Genomic DNA, 17,626 nt, shown 5'->3' with positions numbered 1-17,626 from the left:
AACGGGCCACGGTTTCGAACCATTCCTGCGCGTCAGCAACCAATCGCTCCGTCGAGTGGCGCTGCCATTCCGCCATACTCTGAAGGGCTTTAGAAGGATCGGACGGGTTCGCGGAAGACACATTGCGTGCAGCTTTTAGAGCCGTCCGGACCGCCTCATGACGCCGTTCGAACCAATGCTGTGCAAAGGCCTCGGTTTCTTCGAGCAATTTCTCTTGCGCGTCCCAAAATTGTTCGATCTGGGCACCGAAGGCCGGATTGCCAGAAATGGGCGGCTGCATTTGCTTGAAAACATCCAAAAGTGAGGTCGGGCTATTTGCGTTGGATTTCTTTGTCGGCATCGAAAATTCCTCCGCATTTTCTGAATGAGCTCTTTTGCCACCTGCGGCGCGCTTTCGCCTTAATACAGATCAATATCCCTTATTTTTAGGACCTTCGGCTAAAGCTGCGACGGGACAGTCGCAATCTCTCCGACATCGGTTCCTAGCAGGCCGGGTTGGAGTTAGAGTAGTCTAGACAAGAACTTAACGCTTGGTTTTCTATGCACATTGCCGGCTTTCTGATTACCCTTGGTGTCCTTTTCCTTGCCGGATTGGCGGCCGATCAACTTGGCCGGGCCACGCATCTTCCTCGTGTTACAACCTTACTGTTCCTCGGCCTGATTGCCGGGAACGCAGGATTCGGGGTGATCCCGGTCGACGTTGCCAAGTGGTTCGATGAGATCTCCATTGTTGCCTTGACGATGGTCGCGTTTCTTCTTGGAGGATCTTTGACCCGCAAAAACCTGGTTCGGCATGGCCGAGCCATTCTGACGATTTCGATTTCAATCGTGGTTGCAACCCTTGTTATTGTGTCGGTTGGACTGACCGCGATTGGCGTACCGTTCGGGTTGGCGTTGGTGCTGGCGGCAATTGGCACGGCTACAGCTCCGGCCGCCATTGCAGACGTGATCAAACAATCTGGGGTGTCCAACAGCTTTACCGAAACATTAAAGGGCGTAGTCGCAATTGATGACGCTTGGGGTCTGATCGTTTTCAGCATCGCCTTGGTTCTGGCCGGTCATTCGGATGGTTGGGCCACCGTCACGACCACAGCGATGTGGGATTTCGGAGGGGCGATACTATTGGGTACCGCACTGGGCGTGCCATCCGCTTACCTGACAGGCCGCTTGAAACCCGGAGAACCCATGCAGGCAGAAGCAGTGGGCATAGTCTTTCTGACAGCGGGCCTCGCGCTTTGGCTGGAGGTTTCATTCTTGGTAGCAGGCATGGTTGCGGGCGCGGTTATCGGAAATCTTGCGCGCCATCACGACCGTGCTTTTCATGAGATCGAGCACATTCAGTGGCCGTTCATGATTCTGTTCTTTCTGCTGGCTGGCGCCACGTTGGACATTGAAGCCTTCGGCTTGATGGGCTGGGCTGGTGCACTTTTTCTGTTTTTGCGCGCCGTGGCCCGCCTGGTCGGAGGTTACTGCGGAGCAAGACTTGGCGGCCTGCCTCGCCGTGAGACCCGCTGGTACGGTCCCGCTTTGTTGCCACAGGCCGGTGTTGCGGTCGGAATGGCCCTTGTAGCTGGAGAGCAATTTCCGCATTGGGCCGCGTCGATCATGGCCATTACTCTGGCCAGTACTGTGGCCTTCGAGGTGTTGGGGCCGCCGTTGACTCTCATGTCGATCAGACGCACGGCGGATACCGACTAGCGGATTGGTCAGCGCCTATTCAGACTGGATCGATTCAAGAAAAGCGAGCAAATTCGCCAACGGCAGGCCAACCATCATAGATTGCCCATTGGGCAAAGCCACCGCGATTTGCTGGTCTGTCTCGAACACCGCGCCAAAGATTGGCATTTCGCCCCCATGAGCGAGCAATTGTGAACGACCATCAATCTGTTCAGCTATGCGAACTATCGGAAACACACCGTCGTTTTCGCCCGCCAATTTGGTAAGGTCGGGTGTTCGAATAGCCAACATTTCGGCCATTGGCCCGTCTCCGGTCGCTTCGAAACCGTGACATTGCCAGCAATACGTCCGGTACAAATCACTTCCCTCACTGAGGCGGACCTCCTGCGCTAGTGCAGGCCCCGTGACTAACAGTGCCAGTAAAATCCCTCGATAAACCTGCATATTCTCCTCCTGTCCGTCGTCAGGGATTTTGGGACAGATGGCCGGCTGAGCTAAGAGAGGATCTGGCGCATCTGTTTGGTTTGATTATGCGGCGGATTTGCGGTGAAGCAAGCGCTGGGTTTCGATTGTCTTCCGTTTGATCCTTTCTCGTTGTTTCAGAATGGTGTGGCCGCGCTCGAAGTAGACATCGGCCGGGGTGAGGTTTTGCAGGCTCTCATGATTGCGCCGGTGGTTGTAGTGATCGACGAAAGCATCGATCTGCTGCCTGAGATCACCGGGCAGGTAGTAGTTTTCCAGCAAGATACGGTTCTCTCGACATGCCGACGTGCGGGAATGAGTTATTGTGGGCCAATGGTACTCGCGGAAATGGCACGACTTGAGCGCGATCGCGATGTCCAGCTGAAGTTATTGCAGGAAGGTGAGCATGTGTTAGAGCTTGGCTCGATGAGCCGCAATCATTTCTGGTTCAGACGCCTTGCGATCGAAGTTGCCATAGCCGGACGCGACCCCACAGAGGCGAGCCGGCACGCTGAAGCATTGGCAGATTTCACTCGCGCTCAGCCTCTCCCGTGGACCGACCAATACATATTGTTGGGTCAAAAATTCGCTCAGGAACACTCTTAGGCTGGTTGCGTTCTGAGAGGGCAATCTCGCGCCCACTAGCACCAGCGGTTGAGGCTGAAAAGCCGTCCATGTTCCCGATTTTCATGCGATTGCAACTTGTCCTTTCTGCCGCGAACAGCGGATTGTTTCCCACCACGACCTAAAGGGTTCAGGTCGAGCGATTGATGGAACCGCTGAATGGGTTTGTGAGCTTTGCAAAGGTATCAACAGAAAAGCGACGCCCAGCCAACCGCACACATAGTCGAATGCACCAACACTACTCAAGCAGGTTAAAATACGAGTATCGTCATTCCTTGATACGTCGGAAGAAAACAAAAAGACACTTAACTTTTTAACCAACTTCTTCGCAGACCCGGTCGCTGAGATCGTCAACACTGAACAACCAACATTCCGCTGGTTGGTCCGATTTGATTGGTCCGAATTTACCTGGCAGCACCGGTTCCTAAATGGTTGGCCAGACAACACACAATGCGCCCTTTAGGCGGCACAACGCAGTACTTCGAAATGAAAAGTGTTCTTTGCTTCAACGACTTCAGCTATGTAAAACGGTGGAGGTGGTTTAAGCATGTGTTTCTCATCACAAGCCAGTTTTGTAGCCGGTGCAGCGATCATTGCCTGCAGTGGTCTTACGATACGTTTGGCGTTGCAAATGGGCGAACGATTTCTTCCGCTAGCCAGCTTTCCACTGTTCTTTGGGATTCAGCAATTGTCCGAAGGCTTCTTGTGGGTGTCCATTGACGACCCGTCGGCGAGCCCTTCTTCGGCAGCTGCGTTGACGTTTCTCTTCTTTGCCTATTTATTTTGGCCGTTTTGGGTTCCGCTGTCCGCGGCTTTGATTGAATGTGACCGGCGTCGCAGGTTGATATTCCAAGGGATTTGCGGAATTGGTTTTTGCCTTGGCTTGTTGCTCTACTTGCCAGTGTTGTTGTCACCAGCAAATCTAGATATTGGCCTCGCTCAACACTCCATTCAATATGAAAACATTGAAACGTTCCCGTCCGAGATTACGAGGAACTTTGCACGTGTTTTTTACGCTTTGGTGATCTGCGTTCCGCTTGTGGGATCGAGCGATAAAGGCTTACGAGGTTTCGGGTATCTAATTGTCGTTTCCGTTGCTTTGGGGTTCTTCTTTGCTTCTCATGCCTTCACGTCAATTTGGTGCTTCGTTGCGGCTGGTTTGTCTGCCTATATCTACTTCGTTCTAAAGTTTCACTACTGGGAGGTAGACGGCTTAGGTGGGCCCGCCGAAGGTTGAGGGACATTTTGAAAAATGCGTTTAAGTGCGGGCACGGGGCTTTCGAAGGTTTAGCGCTTGAATAAGCGATTTCCTTTCAACGGTTTCAATATTATCCCCCAGATCACTTGTCTCACCGTGATGCCGTACGTTTGGTTCCCGATATCGCTTCGAAACGTCGAGGTCTTTCTTCAAGAGCTTGGCATCGAACTTTGCAGTGAAACTGTCCGCTTCCGGTAGAACCGTTGTGGAACGATGTTTGCGATAGAAATCCGGAGAAAATGGGTTCAGGAAATGAGCATTGCACGGCAGTTCTCGCTGACTGCTTCGCCTGTTCCGGAACTCAGGCTATTCACATCGCACAAATGCAGGCAGAACGTCTAAGGTACAAGCACCGCTGCTCCTTGCAGCTTGCCTTCCCGAAGGTGATCAAGCGCGTCGTTTGCTTTCTCAAGAGGATAAGGAATTACTTCCGTCCGAACACTTGCAGCTTCAGCAAGAGTAAAAAATTCTCTGCCATCCTGACGCGTAAGGTTTGCGACGGAGGCTATTGATCGCTCTTCCCAAAGATCGGCGTACGGGAAACTTGGAATATCGCTCATGTGGATTCCCCCACAAATAACACGGCCTCCCTTGCGCACAGACTTTAACGAAGCAGGCACCAAAGCTCCGACTGGAGCGAAAACTATAGCGGCATCCAATGGTGATGGTGACGTCTCCGAAGAGCCTCCTGCCCAACTTGCACCAAGGTTTCGCGCAAAAATTTGCGCGGCTATATCGCTATCTCGAGTAAAGGCGAAAACTTCAATACCCTGATGTTTCGCAATCTGGCAAAGAATGTGTGCGGCGGCGCCGAAACCATAGATGCCCAGTGTCTGGACCTTGCCTGCGAGTTTTAAACTTCGGTAGCCGATTAAGCCCGCACATAAAAGAGGTGCCAGGGAAACGGGGTCAGCTTTTTCGGACAATGGGAAAACAAACTTGGCATCAGCGACACAGTACTCGGCGTATCCTCCATTGATCGTATAGCCAGTAAACCCGGGGTGATCGCACAGATTTTCCCGTCCTTCGAGGCAATAAGAGCAATTCCCACACGTACGCCCGAGCCAGGGCACACCAACGCGCTGCCCTTCTTGGTACCCTTCGACATTGGTCCCCAATCTTTCGATGCAGCCAACGATCTCGTGCCCAGGGATAAGCGGGAGCTTTGGTTCAGAAAGATCGCCGTCAATAACGTGCAAGTCGGTTCGACACACGCCACATGCCAGAACTTTGATAAGCACCTGGTTGGCGGCGGGTTTCGGGGTCGGAACATTTCTGAGTTCCAGTCTTGAGACGGCATTGCCAAAAACCATTGCTCGCATACTTTTTTTCCTCTGGATCTCCTTTGTTGCTGACATTGACGCTGCGCATTGCAGAAATTCTGAATGCGTCGGTACCACAGAATAGTATCCGGTCCGTTTGCTTTATTTTAGCGTACGGTAATCACCGTGCAGTCTGCACGCTGATTGACTTTTTGCGAAACGCTGCCTTGAAAGATCCGTTGAACCCGGCCCAAGCCGCGGTGGCCTATAACTATTGTGTCTGCACCGATTTCACTGGCCATTTTTAGGATGCCTTCATCGTAATCCCCATTGTTTACCCGTGTCGAAACGCTCTTCGCGCCTGCATCCTTCGCGCGTCGCGCCGCTCCATCAACGATTTTCTCGCCAATCACTGTGATGATACGCTCTCTGTCTGCGCGTGACAGGGGGCCCGAAAATACCGCGTCAATATTGGATGGAATGTCGCCCAAATGAAGCTTCACATCGCTTTTGACTTGCTGAACCAAGTGCTCGACCTCAGTCATGCGGCCCAATTCTTCAATGCGAGCGCCATGTTGAAGAACATGGCCGATAGTCATTGGCACATCCAGTCTGAGCGCTAGGTCTGTAGCGAATTCAACGGCACGATCAGCTGTTTCAGAGCCGTCAGTTGCGACCAAGATATTCGAAATCATGGTTTCCCCTCCGTTTTGAAAGGCCAAGACTGACGGGTATCAGAGGAAGATGCATTGATGCAGGTCAATAGACTCAGTGAACTCGAAACTTGCGATTTCCGCCGTTGCCAACCTTTTGATCGAGGTTCGAGTGGTGTTGAAGCCTGGAGGTTTGCCGTGAAAAGCGGTTTGTTCAAACGCATGTAACTTCAGCTAAATCTGCAATTGGTTTTGCTAAGATAATGCAAAGTTGACTATTATTTGATTGGGCCTTGATCAAGGATGCATAGTCTGTGTGGTTGGTAGCGGGTCTGAGGTTGTGCTGTCTTCGGACGCAAGTACCAGTCTGTTTGAAAGATTTCGCTTATGCCACAAGAGCCAACTAAAGATCCCGGCAATGGGCCAAAATGGCCAGAGTGGATTTATTATGTTGCGCTTGTTGCCACGATGGGAACTTTAATTGTCGCAAGTTTCTTTGCGCCGCCTACCGAACTGACCGCTACGACGATTTCATATAGCGGCGTGAAAGAGATCATTCGTGCGGGACGGGTTCGTTCAGCAGAATTAAGTGATCACAGCATAACGGTTCGCGCTACCTCTGCAAACGGGGATGATGAGCAAGCTTTCCGGGCCGTTGTGCCAAGCCAGAGCGACCCGGATTTGTTGGCGCTGCTGGAAGATAACGGTGTTGATGTTACTGCGATTGAACCATCTGGAACCTCGGTCTTCGTCTATCTTATTCCGTGGATATTTATCCTGGCCCTGTATTTCTGGTTTCAAAGACGAATGACGGGCGGGATAGCCGGCGGTCCGGGAGGTATTTCTGGTGGTCTACTAAGCGGTCGTTTCTCAAAACCAAACGAAGCTGGAAGAAAGGTAACCTTCGAAGATGTCGCGGGGCAGGATCAGGCTAAGCGCGAAGTAATAGAGTTAGTAGAGTTTTTACGCGACCCAGAGCGTTTTGCCCGTGTCGGCGCTGAGGTCCCACATGGGGTTTTGCTTGTTGGCCCCCCGGGGACGGGCAAAACGCTTCTGGCCAAAGCCCTTGCCGGCGAGGCCGACGTACCATTCTTTTCGACATCTGGTTCCGAGTTTATTGAGATTTTCGTCGGCGTTGGCGCAGGAAGGGTGCGTAAACTCTTTGAAGAGGCGCGTAAGGCCGCTCCCTCTATTATTTTTATCGATGAGTTGGACAGCGTCGGACGTACTCGTGGAACAGGGCTTGGCGGTGGTCATGATGAACGGGAGCAGACACTGAACCAGATACTTGCCGAGCTTGATGGATTTAGTGGCCGAGAATCTGTTGTTGTGCTGGCGGCGACCAATCGGCCAGATGTGCTGGACCCAGCCTTACTCCGGCCTGGCCGTTTCGACCGCCATGTAACACTGAACTTGCCTGAGAAAGATGCCCGGCGGGCTATTCTTGACATACATGCAAGAAAACTGCCGCTTGAAGATACTGGCGACCTGGGTTGGATCGCGGCAGGAACGCCGGGGTTCTCGGGGGCTGACCTGAAAAACTTGCTTAATGAGGCCGCAATCGGAGCAGCGCGGCGAAGAGCTGATCTGATTTCTCGCAACGACCTTGATGAAGCGCGTGACAAAGTGATGATGGGGACTGTCCGCACTCTTGCGATACGACCCGAAGAAAGGCACCGTCTTGCCGTGCACGAGGCTGGCCACACCGCCGTTTGCTATTTCACGCCAGAAGCTGACCCCTTGTACAAAGTGACGATTATTCCGCGAGGTCACGCGCTTGGGGGGACACACTCATTGCCGGAAGCAGAGCGTCATACCCTTAGTGAAACGTTTCTCAGAGATCAGATTGTTGCTTTGCTTGCGGGGCGAGCGGCAGAGCAACTGTTCCTGGGAACGGTCAGTTCCGGCGCTGACGACGACATCCGACGGGCTACCGAAACCGCCAGAAGTATGGTGACAAGGTGGGGGATGACCGAAGAACTCGGCCCAATCGACCTGAGGCAAAGCGACGACCACCCATTTCTGGGACGTACAATCGCGCAGCCGACGAACATAGCTGATACAACGGCAGCACAAGTAGACCGGGCAGTTATGAAAATGCTCATTGACGCCGAAGCCAGAGCAATTTCCACTCTCGAAGAGCACAAGCCCGAGGTCGAGACGTTGATTGCAGCGCTTGAAAAAAATGAAACTCTGGACTTCTCTGAAATTCAGGCCTGCCTGGATCCAGAACGTACAATTGAGCAGCCGCAGCAAACTCGGAGTTCGGTGACCAAAATACCGGCGGTTCCGCAGAACTGATACCAAGATTATCAACTACTGTGTTCGCTGGCCACGCAGCAAATGTTCAACTTCTTTGGTTCAGTGCAGACAGCAAAGTCAGGCCAACGGTGCTTGAGCCAAATCAATGTGGCGCGCCAGTTGAACAGCTACGGTTCTCAAGTTGGGAGGCCAAAAAGATTTCGATAGAATATGCCGAAATCTGTCAGCGGTAGCGCAGGCCGAGACCAACGTATTCGTGGAAAACGGACATTTTGCTGTACAAGGCGCCGCGCTATGCGAATTTTACAACGGAGAGTCTAGCCGACAGTCAATGGCAAGTGTGAAACACTGGAGAAGTAATCGTTTTCGCAAATTAACCTTGTGAACTGGGCAGCCTAGGCGATGAACAAACCTCAACCGACACGAGCAATTAGCCGATCCAGTCGCATGATCGACTTCAGCCCATTGGCTCGTCGGTACGCGAAGGCTAGGGTTTGGAGTTTGAATCGACAGAACCCCTCTGTTGTTCAATCGACGCTGTTGACTAGGCTTGTTCGCCGCGCGTCTAAAACGAAGTTCGGACAAGCCCATGGCTTTGACCAAATCTCCAAACTCAGAGACTACCAGCAGCGAGTGCCTATCCGCCAATACGTCGAGTTCTGGCAGGAGTGGTGGCAGGCAAGATACCCCGATCTCATCGACCAAACTTGGCCGGGGCGAATTCCGCATTTTGCAATGACCTCGGGGACAACAACGGGTCGCTCCAAATACATTCCATATTCGACCGAGATGCGGCGTTCTGCGGCGCGCGGATTTCTAGATCTTCTGTGTCACCACTTTGTTAATCGACCGGGCAGCAGGGTGCTGGGGGGCTCTGTACTTGGTTTGACCGGCCCAACTGACTTGCAGCACGCCACTCCAGAGGTGGATGTGGGTTCCGTCAGTGCCATCACTGCAGGTGCAATGCCAAACTGGTTTGAGGGTCGAGTGTTGCCAACCCCCGATATTGCCGGGATCGCAGATTGGGAGGAAAAGATCCGCCGTCTGGCACCCCTATCTTTGCAGAGAGACGTGCGTTTTTTGGGGGGTTCACCAAACTGGTTGCTTATCTTTTTGGACGAACTCGCAAAAGATCGGGACACTTTGGGAGTAAAACTAGTCGATTGGTATCCAAACCTAGAGCTTATCGTTCACGGTGGCGTAAATTTCGCTCCGTACCGGCAGCGGTTTGTGGCGCTGATGCAGGGAGGCCACGCAGAAACACGAGAGATGTACTCTGCCAGCGAGGGCGTATTTGCCTACGCCGACCGAGGCGACGGGGAGGGTATGCGCCTGCACCTGAATGGTCATGTGTTTTTTGAGTTTATTCCGGCGGAACAGCTCCATTCCAAAAATCCCGAACGGTACTGGGTTGGAAACATTGAAACCGGAGTTGATTACGCCTTGGCAATTTCGACAGCCGCCGGACTGTGGTCGTATATTGTAGGGGATATTGTGCGCTTCTTGGATCTCTCGCCACCGCGCTTGTTGGTGGTCGGGCGAGTGGAAAACGGGCTGTCCGTCTTCGGTGAACATCTGATTGAAGCGGAAATCGCGGAGGCAGTAGCTGTGGCCGCATCGAACACAGGACTCTCCGTTGTCGACTATAGCGTGGGCGCAGTCTGCGAAGATCAGCGCAATCGCCATCTCTATCTCGTCGAAGTAGAGGGAGAACCTCATCCGAATGCTGCGGAAACGTTCGCTTCAAAAGTCGACAAAGTCTTGTGCAGCCGAAATGAAGATTATTCCGAGTTACGTGCAAGAGGTCTCGCTCTTACAGCACCAGTGGTGAATTTCGTTTCCTCGGGAGGGTTCCTCAGATGGATGAAATCTCGTCGTGGCTTGGGCGGTCAATATAAGGTTCCCAGGATCGTGACAGATGCCAGTTTGTTCGATGACATGCGCAAGGCGATTTTGAGCCAGTCAAACGAAGGTCAAACTCATGACGGTTGAGGTGATTTGGCAAGACCCCAGCTTACTCAGACTGATCACGCGATCGGATGAACCTTCGGAGGCAACCGTTGAATTGCTCGGACATACAGTCTGGGGGAGCCGATCCACCAAATACCGCATTATTGATGTCCCAAATAAGTTGGCTCGGTTGCGCGACCCAAGTTTTTTCGTTTTGTCTGATGCCGGGCAAGAGCTTTGCGTTTTCGTTCTGGATAAGTGTCTGAAATTGTTAGCGGGGAAAAGGTGCCATGGTTTCCACTTTGTAATGGCCTCGACTAGGCCTGATAGACAGCACGAGGGACTTGCAGGGCAGCTGATTGAGCATGTTCGGAATTATTGCACCTCGACCGTCGGGACACCGGGGTTTGGATTTGCCTATGTCGAAGAAACGACTGAATACTCGCTCCACCTATCGGATCAGATTGGTCATACGGTTGAGGCCAACATACCTCTGGCTCTTTTTTCGCGGTTTTTTCCGCGCAAGGATCCAAAAGTGGGCATGGTCCGTCCCGAGGAAGCGGAACAGGTTTTGGCCGAGTTGGAGCAGGCTTATCAAGACCACGAATTGACCGACTTCCGCTCTTCATTCAAATCGGATGAGTGTTTTGCTGTAAGAGAAGGAGACGCGATAATAGCGCTTGCTCAGGCAGAACTGTTGAGGTGGTCGATCGTCTCGATGCCCGGAATCCAAGGGGCATTTTTTCTTAGGATTCTCCCATATTTGCCTGGGCTAAATAGCGTTTTCTGTTTGCAGGATCTTAGGGTCGTCAGATTTGGAAATCTGGTCGTGAAAGAGGGACAGGAAGCGGTGTTCTTTAAGCTATTGGAAGCCTGCTTGCATCATTACCAAGCCAAGATTGGCCTGATAATGCTTGATGAACGAAGCGGCGTTTTACGTCGCATTCAAGAATGCGGAAAAATGGGCCTCTTATCTCATGCCATGTCAGGCTCAGCTAAATTGAGGATCGACGTAGTCGGAATGGGCGAGGATATGATCGCGAAGTTGCGAAACGGTCCTGTAATGGTGAGTGCTGGTGACGTCTTCTGATTGGTCACTCGCCAACTATCTTGCGTCCCAGCGAACCGGGTATGATCTTGAAGAACAATGCCACAGCCTTATTGAAAAAACCCGGGATACAGATTGGTTGGTTTTTTTCTACGGCGCGTATCGCGGTAACCGCGACATCATTCGGCTCGCTCCACATCCACTTTGGGATCGTGACGGATTCTACTGTTCCACCTGCTGCGGCCTGAAATCCCGTGCGTGTGAAGCCGGGGCACACAGCAGTAACGTGCACGCCGCTTGGTTTCATTTCCGCCCGCAATGCGATTGAGAACTGAGCAAGGTACGATTTCAAAGGGTAGTACAGTGTTCCTCCTGCGTGAGGTGGAACAAATGCCGCCAGCGAGGATACGTTTATGATCCGCCCTGATCTTTTTTCCTGCATTGCAGGAGCAATAAGATAGCATAGTCGCACTGGAGCCGCGCCCATGACTTCGATGGTTTCTCGATGCCTGTCCCATTCCACCTCACACAGATTTCCAGGAACGCCGAACCCGGCATTGTTCACAAGGATGTCCACTTGGATGTTTTGCTCAATCAGATAATCGAACAAACTTTGAGGCGTCTCAGGGATAGCAAGGTCTCCAACCCAAACTTGGACGTCTATTCCGTATTTTGATCGCAGTTGTGACGCCAACAATTGTAGGGGATCATTCCGACGTGCGACGATGAGTAAATTGACGCCTTCGGATGCGTATTCTTCCGCAAATGCCCGCCCAATCCCCGAAGATGCTCCTGTAATGAGCGCCGTTCTGTTGTCTAGCGGATCCAACGTCACGCGCTCCTAAAGATTCAGGGTCTCACGCATTTCGGCAAGACAGCCCAGCAGGAAGTCAATCTGCTCGCGTTCGTGTTGACAGGTCATTACAAACCTGATGCGAGCCTGGCCGAGCGCAACAGCGGGGTAACGAGCATGTGGTGCGACGATACCGCGATGTCTAAGCAGGCGGGTAACCTCGGCCGCTTTTAGTTCGTCGCCAATCAAGGTTGGGACAATGTGTGCTTCGCTGCCAAGAGTTTCATACCCACGGGATTCCACTTCACGTCTGAAGTAAAATGCATTCTCAAGCGCTTTTTCGCGTCTCCAGGGCTCGCGTTCAGCAATGTCGATAGCTTCGGTTACCCCGGCCGCGATGGCTGGCGGCAATGGTGCGGAGAAGATGTATGTCCGTGCAGAAATACGCAAAAAGTCGATTACTTCCTGATCCCCGGAAACATATCCACCAACGCCTCCAAAAGCCTTTGTAAATGTACCCATTTGCAAGTCCACGTCGGTTGAAGCGACCCCGTGGTGTTCTAGGCTACCCCGACCATTAGCCCCGAGCATGCCGACCCCGTGTGCGTCATCGATCATCAGCATGGCGTTATGCTCGCGAGCCAAATCAGCCATCGTCGGGATTGGTGCTATGTCTCCATCCATGCTAAACACACCGTCGCTTACGATAAATTTGGATGGCATTTTCGACTCGCCAATTGCCTCAGCGAGGTGTTTCATATTCTTGTGTGGGAACCTGCTGATCTTCGCCTTTGCGAGGCGTACACCGTCTACGACGCTTGCGTGGTTCAGTTCTTCACTAAATACCTCCCAACCAACGGCGTCATTTTCTCCAAGCTTGTCTTGGCCGGGATGGCCAAGATGGGTCTCGGCCAAAGACTGGAGAAAGTCTACTTTCATAAGCGCTGGGATCACCCCGACGTTAGCCATGTACCCTGCCGCAAAACAAACAGCGTCTGCTTGGCCAACGAATTCGGCTATACGCTGCTCAAGCGCTCTATGAACATCGATGTTCGCTGCCATCTGTCGTGATCCACCGGAACCCAGCCCATAGCGCTCCAGCGCTTTCTGGGCAGTTGCTTTGACATCTGGGTGGTTCGAAAGGCCAAGAAGGTTGTTGGAGCAAAACAGCAGATGATCTCGACCGTCGACCCATATCACAGGCTCGGTCGTCGCGCTGTTTACGATAGGGTTGTTTGGGTACAGCCCTGAGTTTTGCACGAGTTTCGTCAAAGACTTTATTCGTGCGGCTGGTGAAGAAGCAGTTCCTGCCATCAGTCGAACCTTTCTTTCCAAGCCTCGAATTGTTGAGCAACTCAAGACGCACTCCGACAGGTTAACCCGCCCAACGTTGATTGAAATTGATTTGAATCATGGAGGTTTTGAACGCGATCTCAGAAGATGGAACATGTTTGAGAATTCGCCAACCAGCGGGGTGGATGTAGCGCTGTGCCAGACGATTCCCGAAGCATTCGAAGCAAGGGTCAACGATACGCCCGATAGCCCCGCCTATATTCAATTCGTGAACGGTGCCTGGCAGACACTGACTTGGCGCATGGTGAATGAACGGGTTGTCAAACGCCGTGCAGCCTTCGCGCAAGCTGATTTGCGCGCCGGGGATCGGATCGGGATTTTCCTACCGAACTGTGTCGATTGGATAGTCACTGATCTGGCGGCCATGAGCGAGGGGTTGGTAGCTGTTCCGGTCTACACGCGGGATAGTGTTGCCAATATTTGTCACGTTCTGCGCGACAGCGGTGCAGTTTTATGTGTGACCGACAGTATCGATAGATGGGAAGATTTGGGGTCTGAACGTAAGTCCTTGACCGTATTGAAACAAGTTTGGCTGGTCAGTGGGGAAGGGCCGAAAAAAGGTCGAGCGATGGTTTGCCCCGACATAGAGATCGGAAGTTACAAAGAAGATCGAGGTGAATTTGGTTCGCCAGATGATTTGGCGACACTTATTTACACCTCCGGCACTACGGGGCCTCCTAAGGGTGTGATGCTAACTTACAAAGCGCTCCTCTGGAACGCGGCGACTGTGGGCGAAATCAATCCAATTTCCGAAAAGGACTTATTCCTATCCGTCCTTCCTTTGGCCCACGCATTCGAGAGAACCTTGGGCTATATCTGTCCCATGCTTGCGAACAGCCCGGTGGCTTTCGCGCGCTCCATTCAAGACTTGGCTGAAGACATGCGGGCTCTGCATCCGACCGTCATGCTTGCGGTGCCGAGACTCTTCGAGAGAGTCCATGACAAAGTGATTTCGGAAGCAGAAGGTTCGGTAATAGCCAGCAGGCTGTTAGCTTGGACAGAGGCAATCGGCTGGCGCCGTCGGCAAGTCGTTGAAAAAAAACTGCCGCCTCCTTCTATTGTGGCTAACCTTTATTGGACCCTGATCGGTAGACGTGTCAGCAGGCGTGTGCACGAAGCTTTTGGGGGGCATATTAGAATGCTGGTTTGCGGTGGTGCGCCTTTGTCCGCAGATACGTCTCGGTTTTTCGCAGCAATGGAAATCCCGCTGCTTCAGGGGTACGGACTCACAGAGGCTGGACCTGCAGTAACCGGGTCGACAATTGATGATCGTCGCTGTGACAGCGTCGGTTTCACGCTTCCGGGCAGCGAACTAAAAATAGGTGATCGGCAAGAACTGTTGATCCACTCACCGAGCGCTATGATCGGCTACTGGAATAACCCAGACGCGACAAACGATGCCTTCGATCAAGATCATTGGCTTCGTACAGGCGATGCGGCCGAGATAATCGATGAGCGTGTTTATATAAGGGGAAGAATAAAGGACATCCTCGTGCTATCGACCGGGGAAAACGTCAATCCAACGCCTATAGAAGCAGCTCTGGCTGCCGATCCTCTGATCGAACAGGTCTGTGTGTTGGGTGATAGCAAGCCATGGTGCTCGGCGGTTGTCGTTGTAAATGCACCGAAATTCCAAGCTTGGTGCGAAAAGACGGATGTTTCCTTAGCTAACCCAATGTCCGAAGAAGTTCGACGGAATTTGGTTGAATATCTAACAAATAGATTGGAAGATACCCCGCCCTTTGCCCGCATCCGCGACATTGTCATCGAGACTGAACCCTGGGGTCTAGAAAACGGTCTAATCACGCCGACACTAAAGCCTAAGCGAGCTAGAGTTCTAGCAAGGTATGAGAAAGCACTCTCAGATCTTTACCGCTGAGTACAAATTTCTTGTTGCGCCTAACCACCTTTGGCGCGCGCAATGCAGGTTCTTTTTGTCTAAAATCGGGTGGCAAATAAGAAAACGGTGTGAACTTTCAAACGAATCTTGTCCATCTTCATCTGACCCACATCAAGGAGTCGGACGGGACTCGAATGCTAAGATTGGAATGTTAAGTAGCGAAGCTGTTTTTCGCTTTTTGCTGCCCGCTCCAATAGCCGTTTTCGAAGTCGGTGAAAAAAGCGGAGTTGGTACCCATAAGGACACCGCCTTGTTTCAAATCTTAAAGGGCAAAAGACTCAATTTTAGTGGGCTTGAGACTATGAAAAAACTTACGGCAGTAATCCTGGTTGGCTCCGTGTTTTATTCGTTTCAGAGTTTGGCGGAAACAGTTCCGACACAAGGCGAAGATCTATTCATCGCACACTGCGCCAAATGCCATGGGGTTGATGCACAGGGAAATGGGCCTGCGGCGACGGCCGTGAAAACACAACCTCCGGATTTGACCAAGATTGCCGACCGAAGAAGCGGTGTTTGGCCTATGCTAGAAGTGATGTCAATCTTGGATGGCTATCTAAAAACAACGACCCCACGTGAGGACATGCCCGTTATCGCCGAGCTAAGCGAAGGCTCCACGGTCGAATTTGATACGGGAAATGGCTTGGTTGCAGAAGTTCCTGCCAAACTCATCGCGTTGACCGAGTACCTGGAGAGCATTCAATCTCCCAAGCCGCTTAGGTACGTGCCGTGAACACCTAGCCGAAAAAGACTTTTCTAGGTCGCCGGAGGCAAAGATGATTGTTGAAGACCAAAGCGAAGTGGTGGCTTTCCTTTCGGACCCAGCCACGTACGGCATCAATGAGAAAATCGACGTTATCGAAACACATATATCAATCGTATTTCTCGCCGGAGATCGAGCATACAAGCTCAAGAAGGCGGTCTATTTGCCTTATGCAGACTTCTCAACTTCTGAAATTCGGTCAGAGGCATGCGCAAAGGAGTTGCAACTTAACAAAATCACTTCGCCTGAAATCTATCTCGGCGTACGGCACATTACTCGAAGCGGTTCAGTGTTGAATTTGGACGGGCAGGGCGAGTTTGTTGACGCAGTTGTTGAGATGGTACGCTTCGATCAAGATGCAATTCTGGACAAAATGGCTGTGCGGGGAGAGTTGACCTCCAACGTAATGAGTGTCCTGGCCAAGACGATCGCCAAAGCTCATCAGTTGGCGAAAAAAGTCCAAGCCAATGGGCGTGAAAATATCGAAGCCGTCCTGGAAATTAATCATGCGGGGTTTCAGCAAAGTTCGGTGTTTTCTAAGGCTGAAGTTGACCTAATTGACGGGGCTTTTCACGCGGACTTGAAGCAGAGGGCACCTATCCTCGACAAACGCGCCGCGCGTGGTTGCGTTAGACTGTGCCATGGCGACCTTCATCTTCGAAACATTTGCCTCTTCGGCGGTCGCCCGAGACTCTTCGACTGTATCGATTTCAATGACCAACTGGCGACTGTTGACGTTCTTTACGATCTCGCCTTCCTAGCTATGGACCTTTGGCACAGGGATTTACGACAGTTCGCGAACCTCGTCGTAAATCACTATCTAGATATTACAGAGGAAGAAGACGGTTACCCTTGTTTGCCGTTTTTTATTGCTCTTCGAGCAGCGGTCCGAGCGCATGTCCTTGCGACCCAATCCGAAGACCCACACATCGAAGACGCAAACGCCAAGCGGCAAGAAGCCCGCAGTTATTACGAGCTGGCAATGTCTCTCTTTTGTGCCTCAAAGCCGCGCTTGGTCGCGATCGGCGGGTTTAGTGGTAGCGGCAAGTCGACTATGTCGATTGCAATTGCTCCTGCCATCGGATCTGCACCGGGCGCAAGAGTGATAGAAAGTGACAAGACCCGCAAAGCAATGTTCGGGTGCGATCCACACACCAAGTTACCGGATCATGCCTATGAGCCTGAGGTTTCGGATAGAGTTTATGGTTCAATGGCGCAGAGAGCCGGCTCACTTTTGAGCGGTGGGAGCGCGGTGGTGGTCGACGCCGTTTACGATCGCCCAGGCCGAAGGGAGGAAGTCGAACAGGTCGCGCGGGAAGCTTGTGTTCGCTTCGACGGCATCTGGTTAACCGCGGCGCCGGGAGAACTCAAACGACGCGTTCAAACACGGCCTCAATCAGCTTCTGATGCGACTCCGAGAGTGCTTGAAAGGCAGTTGCAAAAGCACTTGGGTCCGATTGATTGGAACCATATTAAGACCTCTTGTACGATAGAAGAAACGCGGTTGAAGATTTTGAAAACGTTGGCCTGAAATGTCTGACGTCAGCACCAATGGGACAGTTTAAGTAGATTTGATAAGAGAGGGTTTCTGGCTCATCGTAACCGCCAAGGAGTGGAGATGAGA

General features: G+C 52.1%; 14 protein-coding genes and 1 pseudogene. 8 read left to right on the top strand and 7 right to left on the bottom strand.

Features of this window, described 5'->3' with window-relative positions; genetic code table 11:
* On the bottom strand, positions 1-340 hold a 340-nt coding region (locus ACR1XU_RS22695; RefSeq protein ID WP_480909333.1), incomplete at its 3' end, for a phasin family protein.
* Positions 341-540: 200 nt separating this feature from the next.
* Here ACR1XU_RS22695 and ACR1XU_RS22690 point away from each other — a divergent pair.
* Positions 541-1,698, top strand: coding sequence for a cation:proton antiporter (locus ACR1XU_RS22690; RefSeq protein ID WP_170817049.1), 1,158 nt, complete (start codon positions 541-543; stop codon positions 1,696-1,698).
* Between the two features lie 15 nt (positions 1,699-1,713).
* Here the strand turns inward: ACR1XU_RS22690 and ACR1XU_RS22685 are convergent, their stop codons facing one another.
* Entirely contained in the window at positions 1,714-2,121 is a 408-nt protein-coding gene (locus ACR1XU_RS22685) for a c-type cytochrome (RefSeq protein ID WP_170617554.1), read from the bottom strand.
* Positions 2,122-2,205: 84 nt separating this feature from the next.
* A pseudogene (locus ACR1XU_RS22680) lies at positions 2,206-2,433 on the bottom strand (integrase core domain-containing protein); the annotation flags it as partial.
* A gap of 877 nt (positions 2,434-3,310) precedes the next feature.
* Here ACR1XU_RS22680 and ACR1XU_RS22675 point away from each other — a divergent pair.
* A complete protein-coding gene (locus ACR1XU_RS22675) occupies positions 3,311-4,000 on the top strand; it encodes a DUF6629 family protein (RefSeq protein WP_170617556.1) in 690 nt (229 codons plus the stop codon).
* Between the two features lie 359 nt (positions 4,001-4,359).
* Here the strand turns inward: ACR1XU_RS22675 and ACR1XU_RS22670 are convergent, their stop codons facing one another.
* Positions 4,360-5,343 (bottom strand): zinc-dependent alcohol dehydrogenase family protein, encoded by a 984-nt coding sequence (locus tag ACR1XU_RS22670; RefSeq protein ID WP_480909336.1) that lies wholly within the window; start codon positions 5,341-5,343, stop codon positions 4,360-4,362.
* Positions 5,344-5,450: 107 nt separating this feature from the next.
* Positions 5,451-5,978, bottom strand: a complete 528-nt coding sequence (locus ACR1XU_RS22665) for a universal stress protein (RefSeq protein WP_170680650.1) — start codon at positions 5,976-5,978, stop codon at positions 5,451-5,453.
* Between the two features lie 345 nt (positions 5,979-6,323).
* On the opposite strand from ACR1XU_RS22665, the gene ftsH reads away from it, so the two are divergent.
* The 3 genes from ftsH to ACR1XU_RS22650 all read left to right on the top strand — a co-directional run bounded on the left by ftsH (position 6,324) and on the right by ACR1XU_RS22650 (position 11,238).
* On the top strand, positions 6,324-8,237 hold the full coding sequence (gene ftsH, locus ACR1XU_RS22660) for an ATP-dependent zinc metalloprotease FtsH (protein ID WP_480490438.1): 1,914 nt from the start codon (positions 6,324-6,326) through the stop codon (positions 8,235-8,237).
* A 408-nt stretch (positions 8,238-8,645) separates the two neighbouring features.
* On the top strand, positions 8,646-10,190 hold the full coding sequence (locus tag ACR1XU_RS22655; protein WP_480909339.1) for a GH3 family acyl-acid amido synthetase: 1,545 nt from the start codon (positions 8,646-8,648) through the stop codon (positions 10,188-10,190).
* A complete protein-coding gene (locus ACR1XU_RS22650; RefSeq protein ID WP_480909342.1) occupies positions 10,180-11,238 on the top strand; it encodes a hypothetical protein in 1,059 nt (352 codons plus the stop codon). The genes ACR1XU_RS22655 and ACR1XU_RS22650 overlap by 11 nt, the downstream gene beginning before the upstream one ends.
* Before the next feature lie 4 nt (positions 11,239-11,242).
* Here ACR1XU_RS22650 and ACR1XU_RS22645 read toward each other — a convergent pair whose 3' ends face one another.
* Both ACR1XU_RS22645 and ACR1XU_RS22640 read right to left on the bottom strand, forming a co-directional pair.
* On the bottom strand, positions 11,243-12,025 hold the full coding sequence (locus tag ACR1XU_RS22645) for an SDR family NAD(P)-dependent oxidoreductase (protein ID WP_480909344.1): 783 nt from the start codon (positions 12,023-12,025) through the stop codon (positions 11,243-11,245).
* A gap of 12 nt (positions 12,026-12,037) precedes the next feature.
* On the bottom strand, positions 12,038-13,303 hold the full coding sequence (locus ACR1XU_RS22640; protein ID WP_480909347.1) for an aminotransferase class I/II-fold pyridoxal phosphate-dependent enzyme: 1,266 nt from the start codon (positions 13,301-13,303) through the stop codon (positions 12,038-12,040).
* Positions 13,304-13,436: 133 nt separating this feature from the next.
* Between ACR1XU_RS22640 and ACR1XU_RS22635 the strand changes: the two genes are divergently transcribed.
* The 3 genes from ACR1XU_RS22635 (at position 13,437) to ACR1XU_RS22625 (ending at position 17,533) form a co-directional block, all read left to right on the top strand.
* Positions 13,437-15,221, top strand: coding sequence for an AMP-dependent synthetase/ligase (locus ACR1XU_RS22635; RefSeq protein WP_170824819.1), 1,785 nt, complete (start codon positions 13,437-13,439; stop codon positions 15,219-15,221).
* Between the two features lie 169 nt (positions 15,222-15,390).
* Positions 15,391-15,972: a c-type cytochrome gene (locus ACR1XU_RS22630; RefSeq protein WP_480623710.1), complete on the top strand. Its 582-nt coding sequence runs from the start codon at positions 15,391-15,393 to the stop codon at positions 15,970-15,972.
* Positions 15,973-16,015: 43 nt separating this feature from the next.
* Entirely contained in the window at positions 16,016-17,533 is a 1,518-nt protein-coding gene (locus ACR1XU_RS22625) for a bifunctional aminoglycoside phosphotransferase/ATP-binding protein (protein WP_480490425.1), read from the top strand.
* Positions 17,534-17,626: the final 93 nt, after the last annotated feature.

This window comes from Ruegeria sp. D1(2025), assembly GCF_056536425.1.
This window is presented reverse-complemented; position numbering and strand designations above follow the sequence as displayed.

What these genes read in the sequence shown, in the direction of transcription:
- ACR1XU_RS22655 (WP_480909339.1), top strand. Translation starts at nt 8,646, where the DNA reads ATGATCGACTTCAGCCCATTGGCTCGTCGGTACGCGAAGGCTAGGGTT.
- ACR1XU_RS22640 (WP_480909347.1), bottom strand. Translation starts at nt 13,303, where the DNA reads ATGGCAGGAACTGCTTCTTCACCAGCCGCACGAATAAAGTCTTTGACG.
- ACR1XU_RS22665 (WP_170680650.1), bottom strand. Translation starts at nt 5,978, where the DNA reads ATGATTTCGAATATCTTGGTCGCAACTGACGGCTCTGAAACAGCTGAT.
- ACR1XU_RS22685 (WP_170617554.1), bottom strand. Translation starts at nt 2,121, where the DNA reads ATGCAGGTTTATCGAGGGATTTTACTGGCACTGTTAGTCACGGGGCCT.
- ftsH (WP_480490438.1), top strand. Translation starts at nt 6,324, where the DNA reads ATGCCACAAGAGCCAACTAAAGATCCCGGCAATGGGCCAAAATGGCCA.
- ACR1XU_RS22670 (WP_480909336.1), bottom strand. Translation starts at nt 5,343, where the DNA reads ATGCGAGCAATGGTTTTTGGCAATGCCGTCTCAAGACTGGAACTCAGA.
- ACR1XU_RS22625 (WP_480490425.1), top strand. Translation starts at nt 16,016, where the DNA reads ATGATTGTTGAAGACCAAAGCGAAGTGGTGGCTTTCCTTTCGGACCCA.
- ACR1XU_RS22635 (WP_170824819.1), top strand. Translation starts at nt 13,437, where the DNA reads ATGTTTGAGAATTCGCCAACCAGCGGGGTGGATGTAGCGCTGTGCCAG.
- ACR1XU_RS22675 (WP_170617556.1), top strand. Translation starts at nt 3,311, where the DNA reads ATGTGTTTCTCATCACAAGCCAGTTTTGTAGCCGGTGCAGCGATCATT.
- ACR1XU_RS22650 (WP_480909342.1), top strand. Translation starts at nt 10,180, where the DNA reads ATGACGGTTGAGGTGATTTGGCAAGACCCCAGCTTACTCAGACTGATC.
- ACR1XU_RS22630 (WP_480623710.1), top strand. Translation starts at nt 15,391, where the DNA reads ATGTTAAGTAGCGAAGCTGTTTTTCGCTTTTTGCTGCCCGCTCCAATA.
- ACR1XU_RS22690 (WP_170817049.1), top strand. Translation starts at nt 541, where the DNA reads ATGCACATTGCCGGCTTTCTGATTACCCTTGGTGTCCTTTTCCTTGCC.